Below are 24,589 nucleotides of genomic sequence, written 5' to 3'. Positions count from 1 at the left end.
CGATTTGCTCAGCGGTTTTGTTCGAGCCACTGGGTGGCGCAGTGGGCATAAAGCGCCGCGCCCACGGGCAGACAGCCTTCATCGGGGGTGACAAAGGGGCTGTGCAGCGCATAATCATAACCCTGTGCGCGGCTGCCCGCGCCCAAATTGATCATCACGGCCGGTATTTTTGTGGAAACATAGGCAAAATCTTCGCTGCCGAGGCTGGGGCAGTTTTGCTGCATCAGCACTTTTTCGGGCGGCACGACCTGCCGGATAAAGGGAAGCATCTCTTGGCAGAGGGCAGGATCATTGATGGAAGGCGGGGTGCGGGAATCCTGCTCAAAAATGATGGAAGCGCGGAAAGTCTTGGCGATGCCTTCGGCCACTTCGTGAACGCGGCGGTTCAGAAATTCGCGGTTTTCCATTGAAAGGGCGCGGATCGTGCCCTCGATGACGGCGGTGTCGGCGATGATATTGCAGGCGCTGCCGCCATGCAGCATGCCCACCGTCACGATGGAAAGCTCACTGGCGGGCACTTCGCGGGCAGGCAGTTCGCCCAGCGCCACAACAATGTGCGCGGCGATATTCACCGCATCGACGCCCTGATAGGAAGAAGCGCCGTGGCAGCCTTTGCCCTGCACCACGATGCGGAAACTGTCGCCCGAAGCGTGGGAAGCGCCGGTGGTGAAGAAAACGCAGCCGGTTTCGCTTAAATTGTTGCCGGTGCTGATATGCATGCCGAAGCCGACATCGACCCCTTCTAAAACACCGTTTTCCACCATGTCGCGTGCGCCGGCCAGTTTTTCTTCGGCGGGCTGGAACATCAGGCGGACTGTGCCGCAAAGGGCATCTTCGTTTTCTTTCAGCAGCTTTGCCGCCCCCAGCAGCATCGCGCCGTGAAAATCATGGCCGCAGGCATGCATCGCGCCGTTTTTGCTGGCGAAAGGCAGATCTGTCTGTTCTTCGATGGGCAGGGCGTCGATATCGCCGCGCAGCAAAATGGTTTTGCCGCCCCGGCCGATCTCGACGATGATGCCCGCTTTGCCGCAGCGGCGGCCCTGAATGCCCATGGCGTTCAGCTGCTCCGTGATGCGGCGGGTGGTATCTTCCAGATCAAAGGCGACCCCCGCATGCGCATGGATATAGCGGCGGTTTTCCACGATCTCGTCTTCCAAGGCGCGGGCGCGTTCCAGATAATTCATTGAGATGCCTCCTCTTGATTTTTTTCCGGTCGAACGATTTGATTATATGCCTCTTTTGCTTCTTTGGCAACCTGCCGCGTGACAGGTTTTCCCGAATATCGGGCTTCGAGATAAAGATCGCGCAGCTTTGAAACCGCCTGCGCATCGAAAAAGGCGACGGCAGCGCCCGAAATTTCTTCTGTGGTGCTTTCGGGGGTGATGGTCACGCCCTTGCCGCGGCATTCTTCTAAAAAGCGGCGGTAATAATGGCGCACCGCTTTTTGGGGGTCGCGAGGGGCGAAATATTCACGGCGGGGCGGGCGGCGCGTTTCTAATTTTTCGCGGGTGTCGGTGAAAGCCACATCGGCCGGCCGGCGGCGGTGAGAAGCCACCAGCTTATAAAGCAGAAAAGCCGCCAGTGCAATCACCAGAACAGCCACAAGCGCAAGGATCACGGCTTTCACCCGGGGGTCCATTTCGGTGATCTGTTTATATTCGATATTTTTGACGCCCACCGCCTCGGCGATCTCTTGAGGGCGGGGCTGATAGTGAGAAAAACGGATATTCAGCAAATCGAGAATTTTGCCCAGCAGCCAGATGATGGCAGAGGCCGCATAGGCCAGCAGCATCAAAACCGGGAACAGCGTCGCCTGATAAAGCAGCTTGCCGCCATGGGCCAGAAGCGCCAGAAAACGGGGGGCCGAAGCGGCCAGAGAAAGCGCCGCCACCCCAGCCAGCGCCAATAGGTTTTTCAAAAGAAAACCGCGGCTTTTCAGTGTGGCGGAATCATGGCGCAGCATTCGCGTTTGAAGAATGGAAGCGCCCAGAAACAGCAGCACATAGGGAACGCAGTAATGGGTGAGCATGGCAAAACCGCCCGAGATCAGCGCCAGAAACGGCAGAGCCAGCAAAACGGCCACATTGCGCGAAAGGCTTAAGCAGGCATCGGTATAGGATTGGGCGAAAAGCTGTTTTTGCACCAGCAGCGCGCAATAGCAGCAGGCGAAAAGATAGACCGCCCTGTCGCCGCCATGATGTAAAAACAGCAGGCCCAGCGGCAGAAGCAGCAGCGGCAAAAGGCGCAGGCGGGGCTTGCGGGCGGCCGTCAGGCTGCCCAGAAACAGCGCGGCCACCGGCAGAACCGCCGCCGTGAAGGGCACGCCGCTGCCGCCGCAGGCATAAGCCACATAATTGGCGAGGGCAAAGAAAAAAGAAAAATCAGAGATACATTTAAAAAGGAATAAAAGATTCATGGCGTGACCTCCTGCGCATCCGCGATTTCGCGCGCGGCAGATTCGGCCGCCATGGTGAAAAGCCTGCCATCGGCGTTTTCACGAAGCGGGCGCAAAAAGGCTGCTTCGCCATCTTTTTCAAGCGAGGTGATGAACAGATGGGCGCGGCCCCGCTCGGCCCGGCTGAGGGCGCGATCGATCAAGGTTTCCGCGCTTTCGGTGGCGGAATAGGTGGCGCGGCCCAGCCCTTCCAGAATGGCGTCGGCATGGCCTGTGCCAAGGCCTTCGGCCACTTCATCCCAAAGCCCCATGGAACCTGCCGTGGTGGCGTTGGTGAGAAAACGGTAGGGGATGCCCAGCTGTTCCAGCTGTTCCACCGCCATGCGCGCCAGAGAAAAGCAAAGCTCCAAAAGCGCGGGGTCATGGTCAGCTTGTTGAACATTCAGTATAACTGTGATGGAATTATCCACCGTGTAATCAAATTTTTTGGCCATCAGGCGGCTTAAGCGGGCGGATTGTTTCCAATCGATGGTTTTCATGGGCTCGCGGCCGGTATATTCACGCACGCCGGCGGTGAGAACGGGGTCTTCAAAAATGAACCGCGAAACCGAAACATCGCCCAGAAAACCGCCCAGCGCGTTGCGGATATCGGGGGCATCGATGGGGGCGGGCAGCACCACCATTTCACAAAACTGCAGTGCATCGGTGGGAACGGTGCGCAGCCCGAGAAGGTCGCCCGCGGTCAGGCGGGCGTTTTGGATGAAATAGCGGCCGCGATGGGGCAGCGCTGCCGCAAGGCGGCGGGTGAGCTTTTGGCGCGGCCCCAGATAGCAGGAACTTTCCAGACGCGCGGAAGCCATCTCCTGATGGAAACGCTCCTGCTCCAGCGCCGCATCCACCTGAATTTCGGAAGGCAGGCTCTGGGAAGCATTCAGATAGGAAAGGGGCAGCCATTTATCGTTTTTGATAACGGTGATGAGTTCAAAAGGCTCGCCGGGATCTACCACGCGGCGGGAAGGCAGGCAGGAATAAGAAAGCCCCCGAACCGCCAGACGGCAGGAAACTTCTTCGGCCAGCGCGGCGCAGACGAGCAGCAGGATCAAAAAGGCGATCAAAGAAACATCCCTCCCATCAGAGGGTTTCGGTGGGCACGGGAACCGAAGCGATGAGCTTTTGCAGATATTCCCCCGCATCGCGGCTGCGGGCCATGCCGCCTGCGGAAAGGCGGTGGCTCAGCACGGGAACGGCCAGCTTTTTCACATCTTCGGGGATCATATAATCGCGCCCGCTGAAGGCCGCGTTGGCCTGGGCCGCTTTATAAAGGGCGATGGCGCCGCGTGTGCTCACCCCGGCGGAAAACCCGCTTTCTTTTCGGGTGGCTTCCACCAGATCCATCAGATAATCGGCCACCACCTGCGAAGAGGTGACTTCGCTGTAATGGGCGCGGATATAGGCGATCTCTTCACGGGTGACGGCCACGGGCAGCTGTTCGATGAGATCGGCAGTGCTGCGGCGGGCGATCAGCTGGGTCTCTTCGGCCCGGGTGGGGTAGCCCATATGCAGGCGCATGAAGAAGCGATCGGTCTGCGCTTCGGGCAGCGGGAAAGTGCCATAGCTTTCAAGAGGGTTCTGGGTGGCCATCACCATAAACGGCTCTTCCAGAGGGCGGGTGACGCCATCCACAGAGATCTGGTGTTCTTCCATGGCTTCCAGCAGGCTGGATTGGGTGCGCGGCGTGGCACGGTTGATCTCATCGGCCAGCACGATGTTGGCGAAAAGCGGGCCGGGGCGAAATTCAAATTCGCCGGTCTTCTGGTGATAAAAATTGATGCCCGTCAGATCGGAAGGCAGCAGATCGGGCGTGAACTGCACGCGGGAAAATTTGCCGCCCAGAACTTTTGAGAACGCGCGCAGCATCATGGTTTTGCCGGTGCCGGGAACATCTTCCAGCAGCACATGGCCCGAGCAGGTGAAACAAATAAGCACAAGGCGGGCAACTTCATCTTTGCCCACGATCACGCGGCAAACCGGTTCCAACACTGCGCTGCGAAAAGCTTCAAAGCGTTTTAAATCCATGAGAAAGGTTTCCTTTCAAAAAAATTGGCCGCGGGGAAAGATATAACAAAGGCCGTTTTGCAGAAATGCTGCAAAACGGCCAACTGTTTTGGAAAAAGCTTATTCAGCGCTGATCGCGCCAACGGGGCAGGTCGCTGCGCAAGCGCCGCAATCTACACAAACATCGGGGTTGATTTCATACTTGTTATCGCCTTCTGCGATAGCGTTCACGGGGCACTGAGCCGCGCAAGCGCCGCAGCTGACGCAAGCGTCACTGATCTTATGAGCCATGAGAGCACCTCCATTAAAATAAATTACGATATTATGATATCATATGTGGCAGAAAAAGCAATGAATTTTTTCTGAACTTGTGTAAAAACGCCCGGTTGTGCGCATACTGAAAACGAAAACAAAAAAATGTTTGAAACCGTGGGAAAACCCCACGCGCCGGGAGGAATCCACATGAGAAAAAATGAATTCGACACGGAATTTTCACAGGAGCTGCTGCCCCGCCAGATGCAGACCCCGCTTTCGGGCCGCCACACCGAACGCTTTGAAAAAACAACATCAAAAAGTGAGAAAACAGAAGAAAATAAACGGCACGATTCGAAAACAGAAGCAAGCGGCAGATAAATTCCGCCGCTTCGGCTTTAAAGGTCAGGGAAGGTCAAAAATAGAACTTGCATTTGAAAAACCTGCTGCTTATAATAAAACTATCGAAAGTCAAAGAAAGTCAAAGTCAAAGGAAAGGGGGCGATCATCAAATGAAGCTCTCGGATATGATCGCCGATTTTATCAACACGATGCTGGAAAGCGAAGACGAAGTGGAGCTGCAGCGCAGCGAGCTTGCGGGCCGATTCGGATGCGCGCCCAGTCAGATCAATTATGTGATCGGCACACGCTTTTCGCCGGAGCATGGCTTTTATGTGGAAAGCCGCCGCGGCGGCGGCGGATATATCCGCATCACCCGCGCCAGCACAGACGGCCCGATGATGCTGATGCACGCCATCAACGCCATCGGCAGCCAGATCGACCAGCCCACGGCGGAAGCTTTTATTCAAAACCTTTACGGCGCAGGCATTTTGCAGGAAAGCGCCGCAAGGATCCTGCTGGCCCAGATGGGCGATCAGGCGCTGGCCGCCGTTCCTCAGGGCATGAGGCCCGCCTTGCGCGCGGGGCTTTTGAAAACGGCGTTTGTTGCGCTGGCCTCGGCGGGGCGCTGAAACAAGAAACCAAAAACCAAATAACGCTTTTTGTAAAGGAGTGTTTTTTATGTTATGTCAGAAATGCGGTAAAAAAGAAGCCACCAATTATTATGAAGCCACAATAAACGGAAAAAAGACGCAGGTCTGCCTTTGCGGCGATTGCGCCCATGAAGAAGGGCTGGATCAGATGAATCTGTTCGGCGCTGCTGATTTCTGGAACTGGGATCCGTTCGCCGAGCTGGGCGCGTTTGCGTTCCCTTCGCTGCTGGGCGCGCAGCAGACCGCTTTGGGCGCCGGCAAAAAATGCTCCTGCGGCGCCACCGCGGCAGATATCCGCCGCACAGGGCGGCCGGGCTGCCCCGAATGCTACACCACCTTTGCCGATCTGTTTGAACCGATGATCCGCCGCATCCACGGCGCGGCGCATCACACCGGCAAGGCCCCCAAAAACATCGAAGTTTCTTCACAGGCCCAGCTGGAAAGCCTGAACGCCCAGCTGAGCGACGCTATCGCCAAACAGGAATTTGAAAAAGCAGCCGAGCTGCGTGATCAGATCCGCGATTTGGAAAAGAAGAAGGGGGCATAATCATGAACTGGGTCGAGATCACGGGAACGCACGGCGCCATTGCGGTTTCCACAAGGATCCGCCTGGCGCGCAACCTGAAAGGGCTGCCCTTTGGCGAAAAACTCAGCGACCGGCAGGCCGAAGACCTGATCGCCAAGGTGGAACAGGCCGTGGCGCCGGCGGCGGGGAAAGGGTTCATCACCCACCGCATGTCAGCGCTTTCGGGCGCCGAAAAAGCCGCGCTTTATGAAAAACATCTGATCTCGCGCGAGATGCTTGCTCGGCGCAACGCCGCCGTATTGCTTTCGCGCGGGGAAGATATCAGCGTGATGGTGGGCGAAGAAGACCACATCCGCCTGCAGGTTTTGGCGGGCGGCATGGCGCTGAAGGACTGTCTGGAAGAAGCCATGCGCATGGATGCGCTGCTGCAGGAAAGCCTGTATTTCGCCTATTCCGAACAGCTGGGCTTCCTGACCCAATGCCCCACCAACCTTGGCACGGGCATGCGCGCTTCGGTGATGCTGCATCTGCCGATGCTGACGCGAACCGGGCGCATCGACGGCATCATTAACGCCGCCGGCAAGATCGGCCTTGAGGTGCGCGGGCTTTATGGCGAAGGCAGCCGCGCCCAGGGCGAATTTTATCAGGTATCCAACAGCATTACGCTGGGGCTTTTTGAAACGGAGATCTGCGAGAAATTGCAGGACGCCGTGGAAAGCATTATTAAGGAAGAAGAAGCGCTGCGCGCGGAATATCGCAAAGAATCGCCCGAAGAATTGGAGGATGTGGTCTGGCGCGCGGCAGGCACCATGCGTTTCGCCCGCAGACTTTCTGAAGAAGAAACGCGCAGCCTGCTTTCGGATGTGAGGTTGGGCGCTGCCTGCGGCATTTTGAAAGGAATCCCCATAGAAACCCTCAACCAGCTGGCGTTCAATATTTCGCCGGCGGCCATCCAGCTGCAGGCGGGCAAAGAGCTTTCGCCCCAGCAACGGGATATCCAGCGGGCCGCCATGATCCGCCGCAGCATGGCCACGCTGGAAGAAGAATGATTTTTGCAAAGCGGCAAACGACAGAATAAAACAGTAACGACCTCGAACAGGAGGATTGATGAGATATGGCAGATAACAGATGGACTGAAAAAGCGCAGAACGCGCTGAAACTGGCTTATGAAGCGGCCAGCGAGCTGGGCCACAATTATGTGGGCTCGGAACATCTTTTGATGGGGCTTCTGCGGGAAGAAAGCGGCATTGCTTCCCGCGTTTTGCAGGAAAGCGGCCTGAGCGATGAGACCCTGAAAGCCGCGGTGATTTCGGCGGTGGGCCAGGGCGCGCCGGGGGCACAGCCCATGGGCATGACGCCCCACACCAAAGAGATCATGGAGATCGCGGCGGCGGAAGCCGTGAACCACGGCAGCGGCTATATCGGCACAGAACATATGCTGATGGCGCTCATCCGCGAAGGCGATAATTACGCGCTGCGCATCTTGCAGAGCATGGGCGCAGATACCCGCGGCATCTATCGCGCGCTTTCGCAAAGCGGCGGCGGGGAAGAAGCCCAGGCGGCCCGCGGCCCGGCCGGCGGCAAAAAGGGCGATTTGAAAACCATCAGCCAATATGGCGTGGATCTGACCCAGAAAGCGCGGGAAGGCAAGCTGGACCCGATCATCGGGCGCGATCAGGAAATCGAGCGCGTGATCCAGATCCTTTCGCGCAGACAGAAAAACAACCCCGCGCTCATCGGCGAACCGGGTGTTGGCAAAACCGCCATCGCCGAAGGGCTGGCCCAGAAGATCGTTGCGGGCGATGTGCCCGAAACCATCGCGGGCAAACGCCTGATCACACTGGATCTGACCGGCATGGTGGCCGGCACGAAATATCGCGGCGAATTCGAAGAGCGCATCAAAGCGGCCATCGATGAGGTCATCAAAGCAAAAGATGTGATCTTGTTCATCGATGAAATGCATATGCTCATCGGCGCGGGCGCTGCCGAAGGCGCCGTTGACGCGGCCAACATTTTGAAACCCGCCCTTTCCCGCGGCGAGCTTCAGGTGATCGGCGCCACCACCATTGAAGAATATCGCAAGCATATCGAAAAAGACGCGGCGCTGGAACGCAGATTCCAGCCGGTGATGGTCAACGAGCCTTCCGAAGAAGATGCCATCCGCATTTTGATGGGTCTGCGCGACAAATATGAAGCGCACCATAAAATCAAGATCACCGATGAAGCCATCCGTGCGGCCGTGACCATGTCGGCCCGCTATATCACCGACCGTCATCTGCCCGATAAGGCCATTGACCTGGTGGATGAAGCGGCATCCCGCGCAAGAATGAAAAATATGACGGCGCCGCCCGATCTGAAAGCGCTGGAAGACGAGATCGACCGCGTGGGCAAAGAAAAAGAAGAAGCTGTGCGCACGCAGGATTTCGAGCGGGCCGCAACGCTGCGCGATCAGGAGAAAAAACTCACCGACGAGGTGGAAGAAAAGAAAAAGAACTGGAAAGAAAGCCGCAGCCGTGTTGACGGCCAGATCGGCGAAGAAGAGATCGCCGAGGTGGTGGCCCAGATGACCGGCGTGCCGGTGGCAAGGCTTACCGAAAGCGAAGCCAAACGCCTGGCCGGTTTGGAAGAAACGCTGCATCAGCGCGTCATTGGGCAGGAAGAGGCCGTGACAGCGGTGGCAAAAGCCATCCGCCGCGGCAGAGTGGGCCTGAAAGACCCCAAACGCCCCATCGGCAGCTTCATTTTCCTGGGCCCCACGGGCGTGGGCAAAACCGAACTGGCCAAGGCGCTGGCCGAAGCTGTGTTTGGCGATGAACAGGCCATGATCCGTGTGGATATGAGCGAATATATGGAAAAGCACAGCGTTTCCAAACTGGTAGGCTCGCCTCCGGGTTATGTGGGTTATGATGAGCAGGGCCAGCTCACCGAGCAGATCCGCCGCAAACCCTATTGTGTGCTGCTGTTCGATGAAATCGAAAAAGCACATCCCGATGTGTTCAACATCCTGCTGCAGGTGCTGGAAGACGGCCATATCACCGATTCCCACGGCCGCAAGGTGGATTTTAAAAACACCATCATCATCATGACTTCGAATGTGGGCGCTTCACGCCTGACGGAAAACCACCGCAGCCTGGGCTTCGGCGCGGGCGACAGCGAAGAAAAAGCATCCCAGAAAGATTTGAAGAAGGAAGTGCTGGAAGCGCTGAAAAAGGCTTTCCGCCCCGAATTCCTCAACCGCATCGACGATATCATCGTGTTCAGCCAGCTGACCCGCGAAGAGATCGGCCGCATCGCGGGCAAAATGATGCAGCAGGTGGAAAAACGGCTGGAGGCCATGAATATTCACTTGAAATATGATGAAAAGGCGCTGGATCATCTGGCCAAGGCGGGCTTCGACCCGGTTTATGGCGCAAGACCTCTGCGCCGCGCCATCCAGGCTCAGGTGGAAGACCTGGCCGCCACCAAGATGCTCGACGGCGAGATCAAAGAGGGTGACACTGTGCTGCTTTCTGAAACAGACGGCCAGATCACCCTGACCAAAAAAGAAGAATAAGCAAAAACACGGCAAAGCGCCGGCAGACGAAAGCCTGCCGGCGCTTTTTTATATAAAATGGGAAAATGTGTATCATATCTGCGGGCAAAAGAAAAGCCGGGTACCCACAGGGGGCTTTGCCGGCCGGGGAGGTTCGATCAATTAAAAAATCCCCATGGATGTTTGCATCCACGGGGATGAGTTCAGCGGTAATATATGATGTCATTATTTTTGGGTGTGTTTTGAATACTTCTTATCTGTTTCGTTCACTTTCAAAGGATTTTCTGCGATATATTTGCAAACCTCTAAATATCCACTTTCGTTACGGATTATTTTCTCATAAAACGAACTTTGAAATATTCTTCGTCCTTGTTTATTATCGTTTTTATTGCATATCCTCGTTACCAAAGATTTATATGCACATATTATATCGCACAGTGTAGGGCGGGGGCTTGCTCCCGCCGTTTCTTGAGTCAAAATAATGATTGCGTGAATATGCGTTGGCATTATAACATATTTATCGATTTTTGCATAATCATATCGGGTTTCGAGGGCAAACAGTTGATTTTCGGCCACCTTCCCAATAGGTGTCAGCGCAATTTCAGTGTCGGCGGGAGCAAGCCCCCGCCCTACGCTGGATAAAATCGGTTTATTATCGCAAGCGTTTATAGTAATAAAATAATATCCCTGTCTGCTATAATTATATTCTTTTAGTCGTGGGTGCTTTCTAACCGGGAAATTATCCATTAAATCACCTTCTGTACCTTGATAATTTCATATTTTGTGTTCAGCGCATTATATAAATAATCTTTACTTGATTTTATCATAAACAAACAGAAAAGAAATCATCATAGATGACTTTTCCGGCGGAGATGAGGAGAGTCGGGTAGTCCATCTTTTACACGCGTTCCGCGAGTGATTCATTTTTTCTTTATTTGACCTTTCCCTGTGCCGATGTTCGCCTGCGACAGAATTCCCTATAAACAAAAAAGACGCCCCAAAGGCGTCTTTTTGTATATGGTGCCGCTGACCGGGGTCGAACCGGTACGATGTTTCCACCGAGGGATTTTAAGTCCCTTGCGTCTGCCTATTCCGCCACAGCGGCATTCTGTAGCTAAATTAGTATAGCACAACCAAAACTTGCCGTCAAGAAAGGAGAATAGGTTATTTTGGCGAAAAACAGGGAGAAAAACGAAGGAAAAATTTGATTTGCGGGGAGCCGCCGCAGCATCACGAAAAAGAGAGAAAAAGGGAAAAACATGTTCAGCGCAGGGGCGGCGCAAAGCCCATCAAAACATACAGCAAAAGATCGGAAACGGCAAAAAAGTTTCGCAGCGTCAGCAGGCGGTCTGCCGGTCGCATTTGGCCTTTTTTGCCGGACGACGCGGGGTGGAAGTCTTTTCGCCGCCGTGGTAAAATAACAGCAGGAAATCTGTTTTGATGCGTGGGGCTAATCTTCTTTTCATCTTGAGGGTGTATTCTGACGATCAAACATAAAACAGCGAGGAGAGAACGATGAGGATATTGCTTGCGGAAGACGAACGGGATCTGAACAGGATCATCATGCAAAAGCTTGTTTCCGACGGTTACAGTGTGGATGCCTGCTTTGACGGCCGCGAAGCCATGGATGCACTGGAGGCGGCCGAATATGACGCGGCGATTTTAGATATCATGATGCCCTGCGCGGATGGGTTTGAAGTGCTGCGGGCTTTGCGGCAGGCGGGAAAAATGACCCCTGTGCTGTTTTTGACGGCACGCGACGCCATATCCGATAAAGTGAAGGGGCTGGATAGCGGCGCCAACGATTATCTGGTGAAGCCGTTTTCTTTTGAAGAACTGCTGGCGCGTTTGCGGGCCATCACCCGCACCCAGTTCAGCATGGCGGATAATATTTTAACGGTGGCCGATCTCACGATGGATTGCGCCGCCCACCGCGTCACCCGCTGCGGCGCGGAGATCCTTCTTTCGGCTAAGGAATATGCGCTTTTGGAATATCTGATGCGCAACCGCGGCATTGTGCTTTCGCGCGAAAAGATCGAAAACCACATCTGGAACTTTGATTACGAGGGCGGAACAAACATTGTGGATGTTTACATCCGCTACCTCCGCAAAAAACTGGATGACGGATATGAGAAAAAGCTGATCCATACGATAAGGGGCAGCGGCTACACCCTGCGGGAAGAGGTGTAGCCGCATGACGATCCGTTTGAAGATCACCCTGTGGTTTTCTGTGCTGCTGATCGCCATTGTGGCCATGACTTATGCCGTGGTCTTATCGGCAGGCAGCTCGAGCATGCTGCATTCCATTGAAGAAAACCTGAAAAAGGCCGTCGGCGACAACGCGGCGGAAGTGGAACTGACACAGCATGACGATGAAGAAGACGACGAAGAGCGATATCTGCCCTATGGCGGCGGGGCTTTAAAGATCGATGACGATTACAAAGCTTCTGTCAACGGGGTCACGAGCCTGATTTATGGCGAAGACGGAACGCTGCTTTACGGGGAAGAGCCTGTGCAGGTCTCGCTGCCGTTTTCTGAAAACAAGGTGCAGAAAAAGACCATCGGCGGCACCCGGTGGTATGTATTTGACCAAAAATTGACCTATGACGGCGGGCAGGGGCTGTGGATCAGGGGGATTATTTCCGCCCAGCCGGAAACAGCGCAGCTGTCTTCCACCATCCGGCTTTCGATGGTGGCCATGCCGCTGCTTTTGCTGGTGGCCATTGCGGGCGGATATCTGCTGGCGGGCAGAATGCTCAGGCCGGTGAAGCAGATCGCCGATACCGCAGCGCATATCACTCGGGGCAGCGATTTGAAAAAACGCATCGATATCGGGGAAGGCAAAGATGAACTGCATTGCCTTGCCGCATCTTTCAATGAAATGATCGACCGGCTCGACGACGCCTTTGAAACGGAAAAACAGTTCGCTTCGGATGCTTCTCACGAGCTGCGCACCCCTATGTCGGTGATTCTGGCGCAATGCGAATATACGCTGGAAGAAGAGCGCAGCGGCGAAGAATATGCCGGCGCGCTGCGGGTGATCCGGCGGCAGGGCGCCAAAATGGCGCGGCTGATCGACGATATGCTGACTTTTACGCGGCTGGAGCGCAAAGCCGACAGCATTGAAATGAAAAAACTCGATTTTTCCGCTTTGGCGCAATCGGTTTCAGAGGATATGGCGCTTCTGCGGGAAAAAGAGATCACGCTCACCGCCGCCATCGAACCGGGGATTTTCGTTTGGGGCAGCGCCCCGCTGCTGGGGCGGCTGCTGGGCAATCTGATCGGCAACGCCTATCGTTATGGCAGAGAAAACGGGCATATCACTGTTTCAATTCACAGCCAAAACGATGAGGCGGTCTTATCGGTGGCGGATGACGGCATCGGCATTGCAAAAGAGAACCAGGCGCGCATTTTTCAGCGGTTTTATCAGGTGAATGATGCCCGCGGCGGCGGAACGGGGCTGGGGCTTTCCATGGTGCAGGAGATCGCGCGGCTTCACGGCGCCGCCGTTTCGCTGGAAAGCAAAGCGGGGGAGGGCAGCAATTTTTTCGTAACATTCAAAAAAGCATAAGGCACTAATGTTCCTTTAATCTGGCGCGGTTATACTCAACGCAAAGATCAACACCAACCCAATGATGAAAAGGAGTATTTTATGGAAAAGATGAAAAACTATTTCTCGAAAAGAAAGAAGATCGTTGCTGCCGCGCTTTGCGCCGCTTCGCTGGTCACGGCCATCGGGGCCGCGGGGGTTGCTTCGGCGGCCCGCCCGGGCCCGAACAATAAGGCGGATGCCGTTACATCGGCCACCACACGGGCAAAACAAGGCGGCGAATCGGGCAAAACGGCCGTTCCCGCCGCGGTGCAAAGCAATATCGGCGAAAACCGGGCCAAGGAGATCGCGCTGAAACACGCGGGCCTTGCCGCAGAAAAGGTGACTTTCTCTAAAACAGAGCTCGAAAAAGAAGAGGGAACCTTTGTTTATGATGTGGAATTTTATACGGCGGATACGGAATATGAATATGAGATCGATGCCGCCGCGGGCACAGTCTGCAGCAGCAAAGCGGAGCCGCTGGAACGGGAAACGGATGCCGTGACAGGCGCCGCGACCCATGACAGTCAGAACGGGCAGACGGCTCAGCCCGCAGTGCAAAGCAATATCGGCGAAAGCCGGGCCAAAGAGATCGCGCTGAAACACGCGGGCCTTGCTGCCTCGCAGGTGGGCTTTGAAAAAGCCAAGCTGGAAAACGAGGATGGCCGTGCGGAATATGAGATCGAGTTTTATTCCGATGAAAAAGAATATGAATATACCATCGATGCCCTTAACGGAAACATTCTCGAGCAGGAAATCGACCAGCGCGATTAAGAAAAACAGCGCGATACAAACAAATCAAAATTTCACCTAAAAGCAAAGCCCCCGCAGCGTTTCGCTGCGGGGGCTTTGCCTTGAGGCGCGTATCAACGGAAAACGGCGCGAAGAAGAAACGCGCGTTAAAAAATCAGCATTCGGTATAGTAATTATAGCCGTAGCGGATGGGAAAGACGATGTTTTTCGCCTTCAGTTTTTTTTCGATGACGGCTTTATTGTGGTCGTTTTCCATCTGGTTGAGCGTGTTCATCAGCCCATCCACTACCTTGGCAAACTGAGCGGCGGGGATGCCCACGGCCATTTCATCATCGGCCCAGCCGGCGCGGTGCCTTGTGCCGATGCATAAAAGGGAAATATTCATATCCTGCAGTGCATGGGGGCGGGCGGTGCATTCCAAACAGACAGCCTGATTGCCGATCATGTTGACGGATTTCGGCATGCCGTAATGATAAGCATAGCCCTGTGTGATGCGCATGGCGTTATAAGGGTTGGCGGCGATCAGAACCACATCGGGGGTTTCGGTGGCCTGTTCGATGGGGGAAAGCAAAACGCCGAAAGCCGGTTCTTTCAGATAAACCAGCTCTTCGCGGATATTTCTGGATAATTCGGCGTTTTCATATAATTTGAGCCGCGCCCAGTTTTCACCATGGCCGTTTTTGGGGTCTGAAGGATCGATGCCCAAAACACGGGCGCCGCTGCGGCATTTGAAACTTTCCGATTTGGCTTTGATGCGGTTGCCGTTTGTGGCGGCCGCCACCATCTGGCAATAGTTGATCGGCTTTTGCAGGGCAATGGCATCGGCGCTTTCATATTCTTCTTCGGTGCGCAGCAGCTTCACCGCCACGGCGCGGCGCTTCAGCTCTAAAGCGCAATAGAGCTTCTCGACAGAATCGGCCCACTCGCTGTTCATTATTCTTTGACCTGATCGTCGCTGGTGTAGAATTCAAACACATTGGGGTAGGTTTCAGAGATCTTTTTCTGCACAGCGGGGTCGCGCAGGCATTTGGCCATATCAACGGCCCAATCGGCGGTGGCGTCATCGCCGTTGACGATCACGCCCATGGGATAATTGACCATGACTTTGTCGCGCACGAGATAGGTGGAAGGATCTTTGCTCGCGGCAGACATATGTGTGAACCAGCAGCATGCGGCGGCCATATCCTTCAGGGCGGTCACGGTCTGCGCCTGTTCCATTTCAACGATCTTGAGGTTCTTGGGGTTTTCGGAGATATCCGCCACGGTGGCGAGCTTGGCGTCATCGGCGATCTTGATGAGGCCCGCATCGGCAAGAATGCGCAGCGCAACATCTTCGTTGGTGGCGTCGTTCATCACCGCGATCTGGGCACCGTCGGGGATATCGGAAACATTCTTATATTTTTCGGAATAAAGGCCGATGCCGGTGAACATGCCATAGGGCTTGACCATATCCAGATTGGCGCCTTTGCTTTGGTTATAGCTCAAAGCGAATTTCTTCTGCTGGCCCAGCGATACATCGGTTTGGCCGCTGGCGCAGGCTTCCAGGCAAACAGGGTTGGAATCGAACAGAACGAATTCGGTTTGATAGCCCATTTTTTCATATTTTTCTTTGAAGGCTTCATAGAAGACCTGCGACACCGCGGTGCCCGCGATCTTGATGGTCTTGGTTTCTTTTTTATCAGAGGATGTCTGAGCGGTGGATGATGTTTTGCCGGAATCGGTTTTCTTTGTTTCGGCGGTGCTGTTTGCGCAGCCGGCAAGCAGAGAACCGAGCATCGCGGCGGCCAGCAGCATGCTTAAAATTTTCTTTTTCATTTGTGTTACCTCCAGATTTATCGTGTTGATTTATATAACTTGTTGCCGATGCCCTGGATCAGCAGAACAAGGAATATCAAAAGGATGACGATGAAATACATGACGGCATAATCAAAGCGCTGATAGCCATAGGCCAGCGCCACCGCGCCAAGGCCGCCCGCGCCCACGGCCCCCGCCATGGCAGAGGTGTTGAGCATGTTGATCATCATAATGGTGAAATTTGAAATCAGCGTGGGAAGCGCTTCCACCAGCATGACTTTGAAAATGATCTGAAGCTTGGAAGCGCCCAGCGCCCGCGCCATTTTGACAAGTTGCGGGTCAACGGTGTTCAGCGAATTTTCGGTCATTCTTGTGGCAAAGGGTGTGCTGCCCAGAGTGATGGCGAAAATGGCGGCCGGCACGCCAATGGTGGTGCCGATGAAAAGGCGGGTGATCGGCGCGATGGCAACGATCAGGATCATCATCGGGAACGAGCGGACGATATCGGTGATCTTCCCCAGAATGCCATGGATGACGGGATGGGGCGAAAGCCCGCGTTCGGAGGTCAGCACAAGGATAATGCCCAGCATCAAGCCGAAAAAGATGGAAAGCAGGGCCGATATCAACAGCATTTTCAGCGTATCGGCAACAGCGGGCAGAATGACCGTTGGCAGATAGCGCATCAGGTTTGAATTTTTCAACAGTTGATCGAGCTGCGGCATTTAAACACCCCCCGAAATGCGATAGCTTGTTCCGCTTTGATCCAGTCGTTCTTTCCATTTAGCAAAATCATCCACATCCATGGTAACGGAGATCTGGCGGTCATCTTCGCCGATGAGCGCTTTGAGCTGTTCGGGTTTTTCACGGAAAATTTCCTGTACATCCCCCAAAAGCGAGATGCGGCCGTTTTCGAGAATGGCCATGCGCTCACAGATGTTCTGCACCACGGCCATTTCATGGGTGACCACGATGATGGTGATATCAAAAACCGAGCGCAGCTCTTTTAAAAGATCTAAAATGGCCGCGGTGGATTTGGGATCGAGGGCAGAGGTGCATTCATCGCATAACAGATATTTCGGGTTCATCGCCAAAGCCCGGGCAATGGCCACGCGCTGTTTTTGACCGCCGCTCAGTTCCGAAGGGCGGCTGTGCAGCTTATCGCGGATGCCGGTCAGCTCGGCCAGCTCTTCCACACGCTTTTTGATTTGCGCTTTGGAATAACCCCAGCATTCCATGGGCAGCGCAATGTTTGAAAACGCATCTTTTCTGCCGATCAAAGAGAAATTTTGAAAGATCATGCCCATATTTTTGCGAAACTGGCGCAGCTCGGGTTCTTTCAGCGTTTCCAGCCGAACTGCGTCGATGGTGATACTGCCGGATTGCGGCTTTTCCAGGCCGATGAGGCAGTTGAGCAGGGTGGATTTGCCCACACCGCTGGGCCCCACCAGACCCAGTATTTCATTATCACGAATCGTCAGGCTGATATCGTTGAAAACAGGGAAATCCTCAAAAGATTTATAAACATTCGTCAATTGGATCAAAACGGAACCTCCATCTCTGAAAAATAAAGCGGAACAACATAAATATTACCTGATAGTTCAAAGAATGAACTATATATTCCATCAAATAGAAATTGAAATACAATTTCTTGAAAAAATTGAATAAAAAGCAGCATAATAATTCGATTTTTGCCAAAAAAGATAAAATATAGCTGAATTTCATGCCTTTTAATGATACTAATAAAATGCCGCAAAAGCAAGAAAAGCAAGGCCGATATTTGAAAACGGTATAGCAAACTTAACACTTATTTAAAAATATAATAAGCGTGCAAAAAAATAGATAAACAACCCTGCGGAATGGCCGGAAAAACCGGGATTTTGCACACAGAGCGAAATTCGGCGCCTTGGGCACAGGGGGAATGATTGATTGTGGTTTTGATTGAAGCGCTGAAAAAGCGCCGCGCCGATCATGCGGTTTTTTATTTTTTTTTTCTCTTTTTATCAAGAGGGCGGAAGAAGCGCCCAGCCAATCGGGTGGCGCCGTGCGATAAAAAACAAAAGACAAAACGGAGAAAGACTACCCGAACGGGTAGGGAAAAGCGGCGGCAGGCGTGCTATACTGGGGAAAAGGGGGTGGCGGCATGGAGAGCAGGCATTCGGAAGCACGGTGGGTGCTGGCGCTCATTGCGGCCCGAACAGTTTTCAGCACTGATCCGGCACAAAAGCGTTACCATCAACAGCGGGCAGGAACTGCAGGCTTATAAGATCGAAAACGGCTATTTCTTCTGGCAGCGGGATGTATCGCAGCTTCGCTCGGTGATCGCCCGGCTGCGCAAAGGCGCGGCGGAACTGGAGCAGGAAAGCTTCCTTCTTTCGCAGGAACTCAGGCGGAAATCGGAAGAAGCCGCCGTTTGTGAGCAAAACCGCATTTATAACAGCCTGATGGCGGAAATCGGGCCTCAGCTGGAGGGGCCTGCGTTTTTGCGATCACAAAATATAACAAGCGGCATGCAAAGCGAAAAGCCTTGCATGCCGCTTGTTTCTTTAAAAAGTTTATTTGCTGAGCCAGCGCCACAGGAAAGCGGCGATCTGCGCGCGCGAGCAGCCCTGATCGGGGCTGAACGCATGGTCGGAGGTGCCGGTGGTAATGCCGTTTTTCACGGCCCACAGCACGGCGCTGAAATAATAATCGCCGGTTTTCACATCAGTGAAAGGGTTTGCGGCTTCGGTGGTGGTTTTGCCCGCCGCGCGCCACAGAAAGGCGGCGGTATGGGCGCGAGTGACGGCGGCATCCGGCGAGAAAGTTGTTGCGGAAGTGCCGAGAGTGATGCCTTTTTCAACGGCCCACAGAACGGCTTTAGAATAGTAAGCATCGGTGGACACATCGGCAAAGGGGCCGACTTTGACTGTCGGCTCGGGGCTGCCCATGGCGCGCCACAGGAAAGCGACGGCCTGTGCCCGGGTGCAGATGCCGTTTGGATCGAAAAGCGTGCCGCTCTTTCCCTGCGCGATGCCTTTTTCTGCCGCCCAGAGAACGGCGTCATGGTAATAGGCGTCGGCGGCTACATCGGTAAAGGGGCTTTGGGGCTTCTCAAAAACGGCGGAAACATTCACTTTGCTGCCGGGCATGATGAAGGAATAGACGCCGTTTCCCAGATCTTTCACGGCGATCGCGCTGCCTCGGTTATCGGTCACGGTCAGTTTGTCAAGCTTGCAGCCTGCGTCGGGTTTGGCGGTGACGGTGACTGTTTTTCCCATGGAGGCGCTGACAGGCGATGCCGTCACAACGCCGTTTTGGATCTTGGCCCTGTCGATATTCACGGGGTAAGCGTCGCTTTCGCCCGAAGAAAGCGTTGTATAGCTGACGGCGTAGGTGGAAAATTTGCTCGCATAGATATAGAGCAGGCCGCTGTGCGTATCCGCAAAAAAGGTCAAATCGTCATAGGGGGCCGCGGGGCGGTTTTCGAGCGCTTTGAAATTTTCAACACGGCCGCTGTGATAACGCCAGACCTTTACATTGGTTTTGCCCGAAAAATCATAAGGAACAACGATCGCCAAGACGCTTCCCGCATCGGGCAGGGGATCGCTGCCTTTTTGCAGCGTTATATTCAGAAAGACCCCGATGCTTTGGCCGCCGGCATCGGCTTTGATGGCCGTTTGTTCGGTATTGGCCCGATCTTCCGCCTTCTGTGTGACGGTCATGGAAATATTGTCGTTTTGCTGAACGGCCAGTTCGTCCAGCCCGCCCACCACGATTTCAGGAAGATCCTGAATGCCGCCGTCTTTTCCAATCGTCAGCGTGCTGCTGCTGGCGGCTGCTGTGGGAAGCGCCACATCCTGCCGGAGATCTGCTTTTTCAACGGTGCAGAGCGCGGTGACGGTTTTTTCGGCGTTTGTAACCACCAGATTATAGGTGCCGGGCAGCAGGTTGGCAAAAATAAAGCCGCCATCGCCGCCGGTAACGGTGGAAGCGATGATCGTTTCTCCCTGTTTCAGCGTCACGGCCGCGCCGGAAACGGGGGAGCCGCTTGTCACGATGCCGCTGATGGTATAGCGGGAAGCTTCTGTCCACTGGGCGTAAAGATCAAGGTTTGCGCCCTGCGCGGAAAGCAGGTTTTGGGTGATCTGCCCCGCGGCATGAGAATTGCCGCCTCCGTCTGCCCGGGTGTTCCAGCCTGAAAAACGATATTCCGCGCGGATAAAAGCGTTTTCGGAAAGCGCCAGCGGCGCGTCATAGGTATGGGTCTGCGGGCTCATTGCGCCGGTGGTCCCATCGCCGTTGGCATGGAAGGTCACGGTATAGGTGTTGGCCGTCCATTTGGCGTAACAGGCGGTGTTGGCTTCAATTTTCGTGGAAGCGGTAAGCTGGGTTCCCGCGCCATCCGCTGCGGTGAACCAGCCGCCGAAGGTATAGCCGGTGCGGGTGGTCACGGGCAGCGTGACGGTTTGCTGCCATTCGATATTTTCAATTTTGCTTGCTGGCGTTCCACCCTTGGCATCGAAGGTCAGGGCCAGTTTTTGGCCCGGGGCAACGGTCAGAGTTTGAACAGAAGAACAGAGCTTGGTTTCTGTGGCCTTCATGCGAACGCTGTAGACGCCCGGCTCCAAACCGGTAACCGTTGCGCCGGTGACGGCTGTCCAGCCGGATGCCGTGGAAAATTTATATTCCATTGCGTCGCTCATGCCGGTGAGCGTGCCGTCATGCTTGCCGAAAATTGTTTCATCCGTTTTTCCTGCGGCGGGGGCGGCATCGCGGGCGGGGATGGTGACGGAAATACTTTCGCTGGCATATTTTTCACCGGTGGCTGCCAGACGGATGTTTACCGTCACATCGGCGCTGCCGTCCCAGCCGAAGGCGGTGAGCGCCATGTCGGATGAGCAGTTTGCCCATTCGCCGCTGCCGATTTTATATTGCATGGCCGCCGTGGTGGAAAGCTTTTCGGTCTTGCTGTTCACAATCAAAGCTGCGGAACTGATTTTGTCAAGCCGCGCGGGGGCGGTGACAGAAGATGCGAGGCTCTTGAACGCGCTGGCCGTGGCGGTTTTCCAATAGGTCAGCGCTGCGCCGGGGGCAAGGGTGACCGCCGTGTCCGCGGAAACGCTGACGGCGCTGCCGCTGCCGATTTGATAGCTGCAGCCCGCCGGAACGGTGACTTTTTCGGTTGCCGTGTCCACCGTGAGCGTGACGCCGATGGCGGGCCGGGCGGGAACAGTGATTTTTGTTGCGGCGCCCGCATGGTGGTTGTCATCCGCCTTGAGACGCGCATAGCAGGTGCTGCCGGGGGTGACGGATGCGCCTGAGGAAAGAAGAGAGGCAAAAGTATCGGCGGCGCTGAGTTCATAACCCTCTGCGGCTGTGATGGTTTCTGCCGCATAATCGAGGGTATAGCCCGCGCCTGCCGCCGGGGCGGTTTGATCGGCTTTTGCTATGGTCACTTCGACCGCCGCAGATTCGGCGGCGGCATAAGCGCCGTTTGCCGCGACGCCGGCCTTGACATACCATGTTCCGGCAGAGGAAGGCAGGCCGGAAGTATAGGTGCCGCCGGCTGCGCTGCTGTATGACCAGCTCACGGCGCCGCTGCCGTCGTTGCCGCTGACGGTGGGCGCGGTGATGGCGCTGCCGTCATAGGTCTTGCCGGCTGCGGTGATCGTGATGGTGGGCGTGATGCGGAACGCCGCGCCCAATACAGGGTAGCCGCCGTTTGCGGGAGGGGTGCTGTCGGCATTCCATGTGTTGTAATCTGTGCTTTTCTGCGCGCTTACCCAGTCGTTGAGGGCGGTGAGAAGGGTATTGCCGTGGGCGAGCGTTTGGGCAGTTCCGCAGTTGCCTGCGGTTCCCGCCGTCAGTGCGCCGCCGTGATCGGCAAAAGTGCCGCAGGCCGTGGCAGTATAAGAATAATTCGGGTAGTTATTGCCGATCACTGCTTCATCGTTTTTGAAATAGCAGTGGTTCATGATGCCGTCGCAGCCGCTGATGCCGCCCTCCCTTGCCGCTGTTCCGCTTGCGGAAACCGCGCCGGCGTTATAGCAGTTGGAGAGTGTTGCATCGTTATATGCATTGCCCACGATGCCGCCGGCGTTATTTTCGTTTGACCCGCCGCTGGCAGAGACCGCGCCTGCACTGAAGCAGTTTGCAACGCTGCCGCCGCTGGAGCCGCCGAGAATGCCCCCGGCGTTCGCGCCGTATTCGCTTGTTGCGGTGATCGCGCCTGTGTTGGAACAGTTTTTAATGACGCCGGTATAGTTGCTGCCCACAATGCCGCCGGCACGGCTCTTTGAGGAAGAGCCCGTGGTGTTCAGCGTAATTGTGGCGCTGCTGGCGCAATGGTCGATCAGCCCAAAATTGCAGCCCGTAATGCCGCCCGCATAGCATTCGCCGATGCTGCTGGCATTGACGCTGCCGGAGACGGTGAGATTTTTCACCGTGCCGCCTTTGCCGACATTCCCGAATACGCCGGCGTAATTGCCGTTCAAAGCCGTCACCGTCATGTTGCTGAGGGCATGACCTTGCCCGTCAAAGGTGCCGGTAAAGGCGCTGCTGTTTCCCACCGGCATCCAGGAGAAGCTGCCGATATCGATGTCGCCAGCCAGAAGAACGGTGTAACCGAGATAGGCTGCGCTGTTTGCCGAGAAGAACGCCGCGCCTCTGGCGGTTTTGATGGTGAGGGTGTTGTCGCCCGTCGCATAGTCTGTGCCTTCTGCTGCGTCCGCCGCATATTCTGCCGCTGCGGGGGTTCGGATGCCCGCCGTGGTTTTGATATATTTATAGGTGGAAAGACTGCCCGAGCTATATTCCGTCGCGGGTGTTCCGCTTGGATCCGTGCTGGCCGCGGAGATATAGGCGTGATCCAGCGTCGGCGCTGTGCTTATGGCCCGTGTGCCGCCGATGGCCGTCACCTCGGAATTGGTGATGGCGATGCTGCCGGTGCTGGAAAGCCCAAAGGAGTTGCCGGATGTTGCCCCGCCTGTTGCCGTCACCGTGGAATTGGTGATGGCGATGCCGCCGGTGCCGAAAAGCCCAAAGGAGCTGCCGGGTGTTGCGCCGCCTGTTGCCGTCACCGTGGCATTGCTGATCGTCAAAAGACTGCCGGAACCAATACCGTAGCATGAGTTGTTGGAAGTTCCTGTTGATGCCCCGCCAGTGGCGGAAACGGTGCAGCCGGAAATGGTCACCGCGTTTCCGCTAAGCCCATGCGAAAACTGGTTCGTCGGTGCGCCGGTGACCGTCAGGCTGTCGGTTGCCCCACCGGTGATTTCCAAATCGGATTCCCAGGCCAGAATGCAGCGCGGGCGTGGAAGCGAACCGACGCCGCGGAGATCAATGGTGTTTGTGCCCACCAGCTTGATTTTGAGTTTGGTTCCCATTGCGGAATAGATCGCGCCGGTGTTGCTGAAGGAATTATTGTTATTTGTGGAAATGGTTGAAATGCTTGCGTTATTCAGTGTAATCGTGTTGGTGGCCGCATCATAGGTGACTTTACCGGTAATGCCATCGCCGGTGATGCCCCCTGCGTTGCTGCTGGTGACCTGCGTTTTGCCGACCCATACATTGTAATTGGTGGGCGTGGTGGTCAGCGTCAGAGAAAGGTCGTCGAAGGCGGCAAGGCCCGCGTCGGGCAGATTGCCCGCGATGACCACACGAAACTTTTTCGCCGAAGTGTTCACGCTGCCGCTAAGCGTGAAAGAATCCCATGGATCGCTGGAAGCAGCGGCATTCGTTTCTTTCGTTTGGGTCGTGCCGCTGATGACGCTGCCGTTCGCATCGAGCTGCGAGACGGTTACCGTGGCCGTTCCGCTATTCCCAGCTCCTGCTTCAAAAAGCGTGAACCAACCGGTGAAAGAATAGGTGCCCGTCTGGTAGTCTGCAATCCCGGTGATATCGATTTCCTGATAGCATGTGGAAGAAATGAGCCCGCTTGGGCTGCCGAGCGATGGATTGTAAAAACCCATAAAATGGGTGCCGCTGTGGGGCGCAAGGATAATGCCGCTTGTGTTCGCTCCGCTTTCAGTAAACTCCGTATAGGAATACCCGCGCTCTGGCGAGATTTGTTCCGTCCAACCGTTTTGATTCAGACGCGTATCAATGCCTGAGACCGTTTCCCCACCGGGGTTTGCGATCAAATTTCCTGTGGTCGTGGCCGCCGCCTGCGCCGTGGCGGGCAGCAGGGTCAGAATCATGCACAGGGTCAGAATCATACTTAAGAATCTCTTTTTCATTTTTCTCCCTCTTTCTTGATTTTTCTTGGCCATTCACAGATGCCCACCTCTAAAGCCCGCGGCTGATCCAGGTGAAAATCGGCATAGGCGCAATACCAGCAGGTCTGTTCTGCCGCACCGCCCCGGGCCGAAAAGGCGGGGCAGCTTTGGCCAGGCCAGACATTCCCGCCGGCGTTGGGCGCGTTAAGCTTTCGATCTTCCCGCCGCCTTGCGAGTCCATCCATAAAAATCGCTCCCTTCCATTTTGATTTTCATGGCATCACCATAGCATAAAACAAATGAAAACGACGAAGTTGCGCTTAAAATGCCTGTTTTTGCGCTTATTGTTGTTTTATGCGGGCAGGCGGGGCACCAAAACAGGCCAAGCGGTGGAAACCACCAAAGCTATGGCGAAAGTCACAGAGGAAAGCAAAAAAGCAAAAAAGCAGCGCCGATAACCACGAGATATCCTCGTTGGTTATCGGCGCTGCATCGTAGTAGCCGGA

General features: G+C 55.2%; 21 protein-coding genes and 1 tRNA gene. 8 read left to right on the top strand and 14 right to left on the bottom strand.

Annotated features, from left to right (window positions below; all coding sequences use genetic code 11):
• Window positions 1-8: 8 nt before the first annotated feature.
• The 5 genes from ACJA3I_RS00220 to ACJA3I_RS00200 form a co-directional block, all read right to left on the bottom strand.
• Window positions 9-1,184 carry a M20 metallopeptidase family protein gene (locus ACJA3I_RS00220; RefSeq protein ID WP_458862763.1) on the bottom strand — a complete coding sequence of 392 codons (1,176 nt, stop codon included), beginning with the start codon at window positions 1,182-1,184 and terminating at the stop codon, window positions 9-11.
• Window positions 1,181-2,416, bottom strand: coding sequence for a DUF4129 domain-containing protein (locus ACJA3I_RS00215; protein WP_458862762.1), 1,236 nt, complete (start codon window positions 2,414-2,416; stop codon window positions 1,181-1,183). Before ACJA3I_RS00215 ends, ACJA3I_RS00220 begins: the two co-directional genes overlap by 4 nt.
• Window positions 2,413-3,510: a DUF58 domain-containing protein gene (locus ACJA3I_RS00210; protein ID WP_458862761.1), complete on the bottom strand. Its 1,098-nt coding sequence runs from the start codon at window positions 3,508-3,510 to the stop codon at window positions 2,413-2,415. The genes ACJA3I_RS00215 and ACJA3I_RS00210 overlap by 4 nt, the downstream gene beginning before the upstream one ends.
• A 16-nt stretch (window positions 3,511-3,526) precedes the next feature.
• Window positions 3,527-4,471, bottom strand: a complete 945-nt coding sequence (locus ACJA3I_RS00205) for an AAA family ATPase (RefSeq protein ID WP_458862760.1) — start codon at window positions 4,469-4,471, stop codon at window positions 3,527-3,529.
• Window positions 4,472-4,570: 99 nt separating this feature from the next.
• Window positions 4,571-4,741, bottom strand: a complete 171-nt coding sequence (locus tag ACJA3I_RS00200; RefSeq protein WP_458862759.1) for a DUF362 domain-containing protein — start codon at window positions 4,739-4,741, stop codon at window positions 4,571-4,573.
• A gap of 171 nt (window positions 4,742-4,912) precedes the next feature.
• On the opposite strand from ACJA3I_RS00200, the gene ACJA3I_RS00195 reads away from it, so the two are divergent.
• The 5 genes from ACJA3I_RS00195 to ACJA3I_RS00175 all read left to right on the top strand — a co-directional run bounded on the left by ACJA3I_RS00195 (window position 4,913) and on the right by ACJA3I_RS00175 (window position 9,773).
• Window positions 4,913-5,083, top strand: a complete 171-nt coding sequence (locus tag ACJA3I_RS00195; RefSeq protein ID WP_458862758.1) for a hypothetical protein — start codon at window positions 4,913-4,915, stop codon at window positions 5,081-5,083.
• 131 nt (window positions 5,084-5,214) lie between these two features.
• Window positions 5,215-5,673 carry a CtsR family transcriptional regulator gene (locus ACJA3I_RS00190; RefSeq protein WP_458862757.1) on the top strand — a complete coding sequence of 153 codons (459 nt, stop codon included), beginning with the start codon at window positions 5,215-5,217 and terminating at the stop codon, window positions 5,671-5,673.
• Between the two features lie 49 nt (window positions 5,674-5,722).
• A complete protein-coding gene (locus ACJA3I_RS00185; RefSeq protein ID WP_458862756.1) occupies window positions 5,723-6,241 on the top strand; it encodes a UvrB/UvrC motif-containing protein in 519 nt (172 codons plus the stop codon).
• Between the two features lie 2 nt (window positions 6,242-6,243).
• Window positions 6,244-7,269, top strand: a complete 1,026-nt coding sequence (locus ACJA3I_RS00180; RefSeq protein ID WP_458862755.1) for an ATP--guanido phosphotransferase — start codon at window positions 6,244-6,246, stop codon at window positions 7,267-7,269.
• A gap of 65 nt (window positions 7,270-7,334) precedes the next feature.
• Entirely contained in the window at window positions 7,335-9,773 is a 2,439-nt protein-coding gene (locus tag ACJA3I_RS00175) for an ATP-dependent Clp protease ATP-binding subunit (RefSeq protein ID WP_458862754.1), read from the top strand.
• A gap of 204 nt (window positions 9,774-9,977) precedes the next feature.
• On the opposite strand, the gene ACJA3I_RS00170 is transcribed toward ACJA3I_RS00175, so the two are convergent.
• The 3 genes from ACJA3I_RS00170 to ACJA3I_RS00160 all read right to left on the bottom strand — a co-directional run bounded on the left by ACJA3I_RS00170 (window position 9,978) and on the right by ACJA3I_RS00160 (window position 11,218).
• Window positions 9,978-10,499, bottom strand: coding sequence for a transposase (locus ACJA3I_RS00170; protein WP_458862753.1), 522 nt, complete (start codon window positions 10,497-10,499; stop codon window positions 9,978-9,980).
• A 271-nt stretch (window positions 10,500-10,770) separates the two neighbouring features.
• Window positions 10,771-10,857, bottom strand: a tRNA-Leu gene (locus ACJA3I_RS00165).
• Window positions 10,858-11,089: 232 nt separating this feature from the next.
• On the bottom strand, window positions 11,090-11,218 hold the full coding sequence (locus ACJA3I_RS00160) for a hypothetical protein (protein ID WP_458862752.1): 129 nt from the start codon (window positions 11,216-11,218) through the stop codon (window positions 11,090-11,092).
• Between the two features lie 49 nt (window positions 11,219-11,267).
• Between ACJA3I_RS00160 and ACJA3I_RS00155 the strand changes: the two genes are divergently transcribed.
• From ACJA3I_RS00155 to ACJA3I_RS00145, 3 genes are all read left to right on the top strand, one after another.
• Entirely contained in the window at window positions 11,268-11,942 is a 675-nt protein-coding gene (locus ACJA3I_RS00155) for a response regulator (protein ID WP_458862751.1), read from the top strand.
• A gap of 4 nt (window positions 11,943-11,946) precedes the next feature.
• The gene (locus ACJA3I_RS00150) at window positions 11,947-13,323 is read left to right on the top strand and encodes a sensor histidine kinase (protein WP_458862750.1); all 1,377 of its coding nucleotides are present in this window, start codon (window positions 11,947-11,949) and stop codon (window positions 13,321-13,323) included.
• An 81-nt stretch (window positions 13,324-13,404) separates the two neighbouring features.
• Window positions 13,405-14,115, top strand: coding sequence for a PepSY domain-containing protein (locus ACJA3I_RS00145; RefSeq protein ID WP_458862749.1), 711 nt, complete (start codon window positions 13,405-13,407; stop codon window positions 14,113-14,115).
• Between the two features lie 133 nt (window positions 14,116-14,248).
• Here the strand turns inward: ACJA3I_RS00145 and ACJA3I_RS00140 are convergent, their stop codons facing one another.
• The 6 genes from ACJA3I_RS00140 to ACJA3I_RS00115 all read right to left on the bottom strand — a co-directional run bounded on the left by ACJA3I_RS00140 (window position 14,249) and on the right by ACJA3I_RS00115 (window position 24,328).
• Complete coding sequence (locus tag ACJA3I_RS00140) at window positions 14,249-15,028, bottom strand: DUF169 domain-containing protein (RefSeq protein ID WP_458862748.1); 780 nt, start codon at window positions 15,026-15,028, stop codon at window positions 14,249-14,251.
• Window positions 15,028-15,909 (bottom strand): MetQ/NlpA family ABC transporter substrate-binding protein, encoded by an 882-nt coding sequence (locus ACJA3I_RS00135; RefSeq protein ID WP_458862747.1) that lies wholly within the window; start codon window positions 15,907-15,909, stop codon window positions 15,028-15,030. Before ACJA3I_RS00135 ends, ACJA3I_RS00140 begins: the two co-directional genes overlap by 1 nt.
• Window positions 15,910-15,926: 17 nt before the next feature.
• Entirely contained in the window at window positions 15,927-16,610 is a 684-nt protein-coding gene (locus tag ACJA3I_RS00130) for a methionine ABC transporter permease (protein WP_458862746.1), read from the bottom strand.
• The gene (locus ACJA3I_RS00125; RefSeq protein WP_458862745.1) at window positions 16,611-17,429 is read right to left on the bottom strand and encodes a methionine ABC transporter ATP-binding protein; all 819 of its coding nucleotides are present in this window, start codon (window positions 17,427-17,429) and stop codon (window positions 16,611-16,613) included.
• Window positions 17,430-18,440: 1,011 nt separating this feature from the next.
• Window positions 18,441-24,104, bottom strand: coding sequence for an S-layer homology domain-containing protein (locus ACJA3I_RS00120; protein ID WP_458862744.1), 5,664 nt, complete (start codon window positions 24,102-24,104; stop codon window positions 18,441-18,443).
• Window positions 24,101-24,328, bottom strand: coding sequence for a hypothetical protein (locus tag ACJA3I_RS00115; protein WP_458862743.1), 228 nt, complete (start codon window positions 24,326-24,328; stop codon window positions 24,101-24,103). The genes ACJA3I_RS00120 and ACJA3I_RS00115 overlap by 4 nt, the downstream gene beginning before the upstream one ends.
• Window positions 24,329-24,589 lie beyond the last annotated feature (261 nt).

Source organism: Acidaminobacterium chupaoyuni, assembly GCF_047936785.1.
Lineage (GTDB): Bacteria > Bacillota > Clostridia > Oscillospirales > Butyricicoccaceae > Acidaminobacterium > Acidaminobacterium chupaoyuni.
The sequence above is the reverse complement of the archived record's forward strand: the minus strand, read 5'-3'. Positions and strand labels throughout refer to the sequence as shown.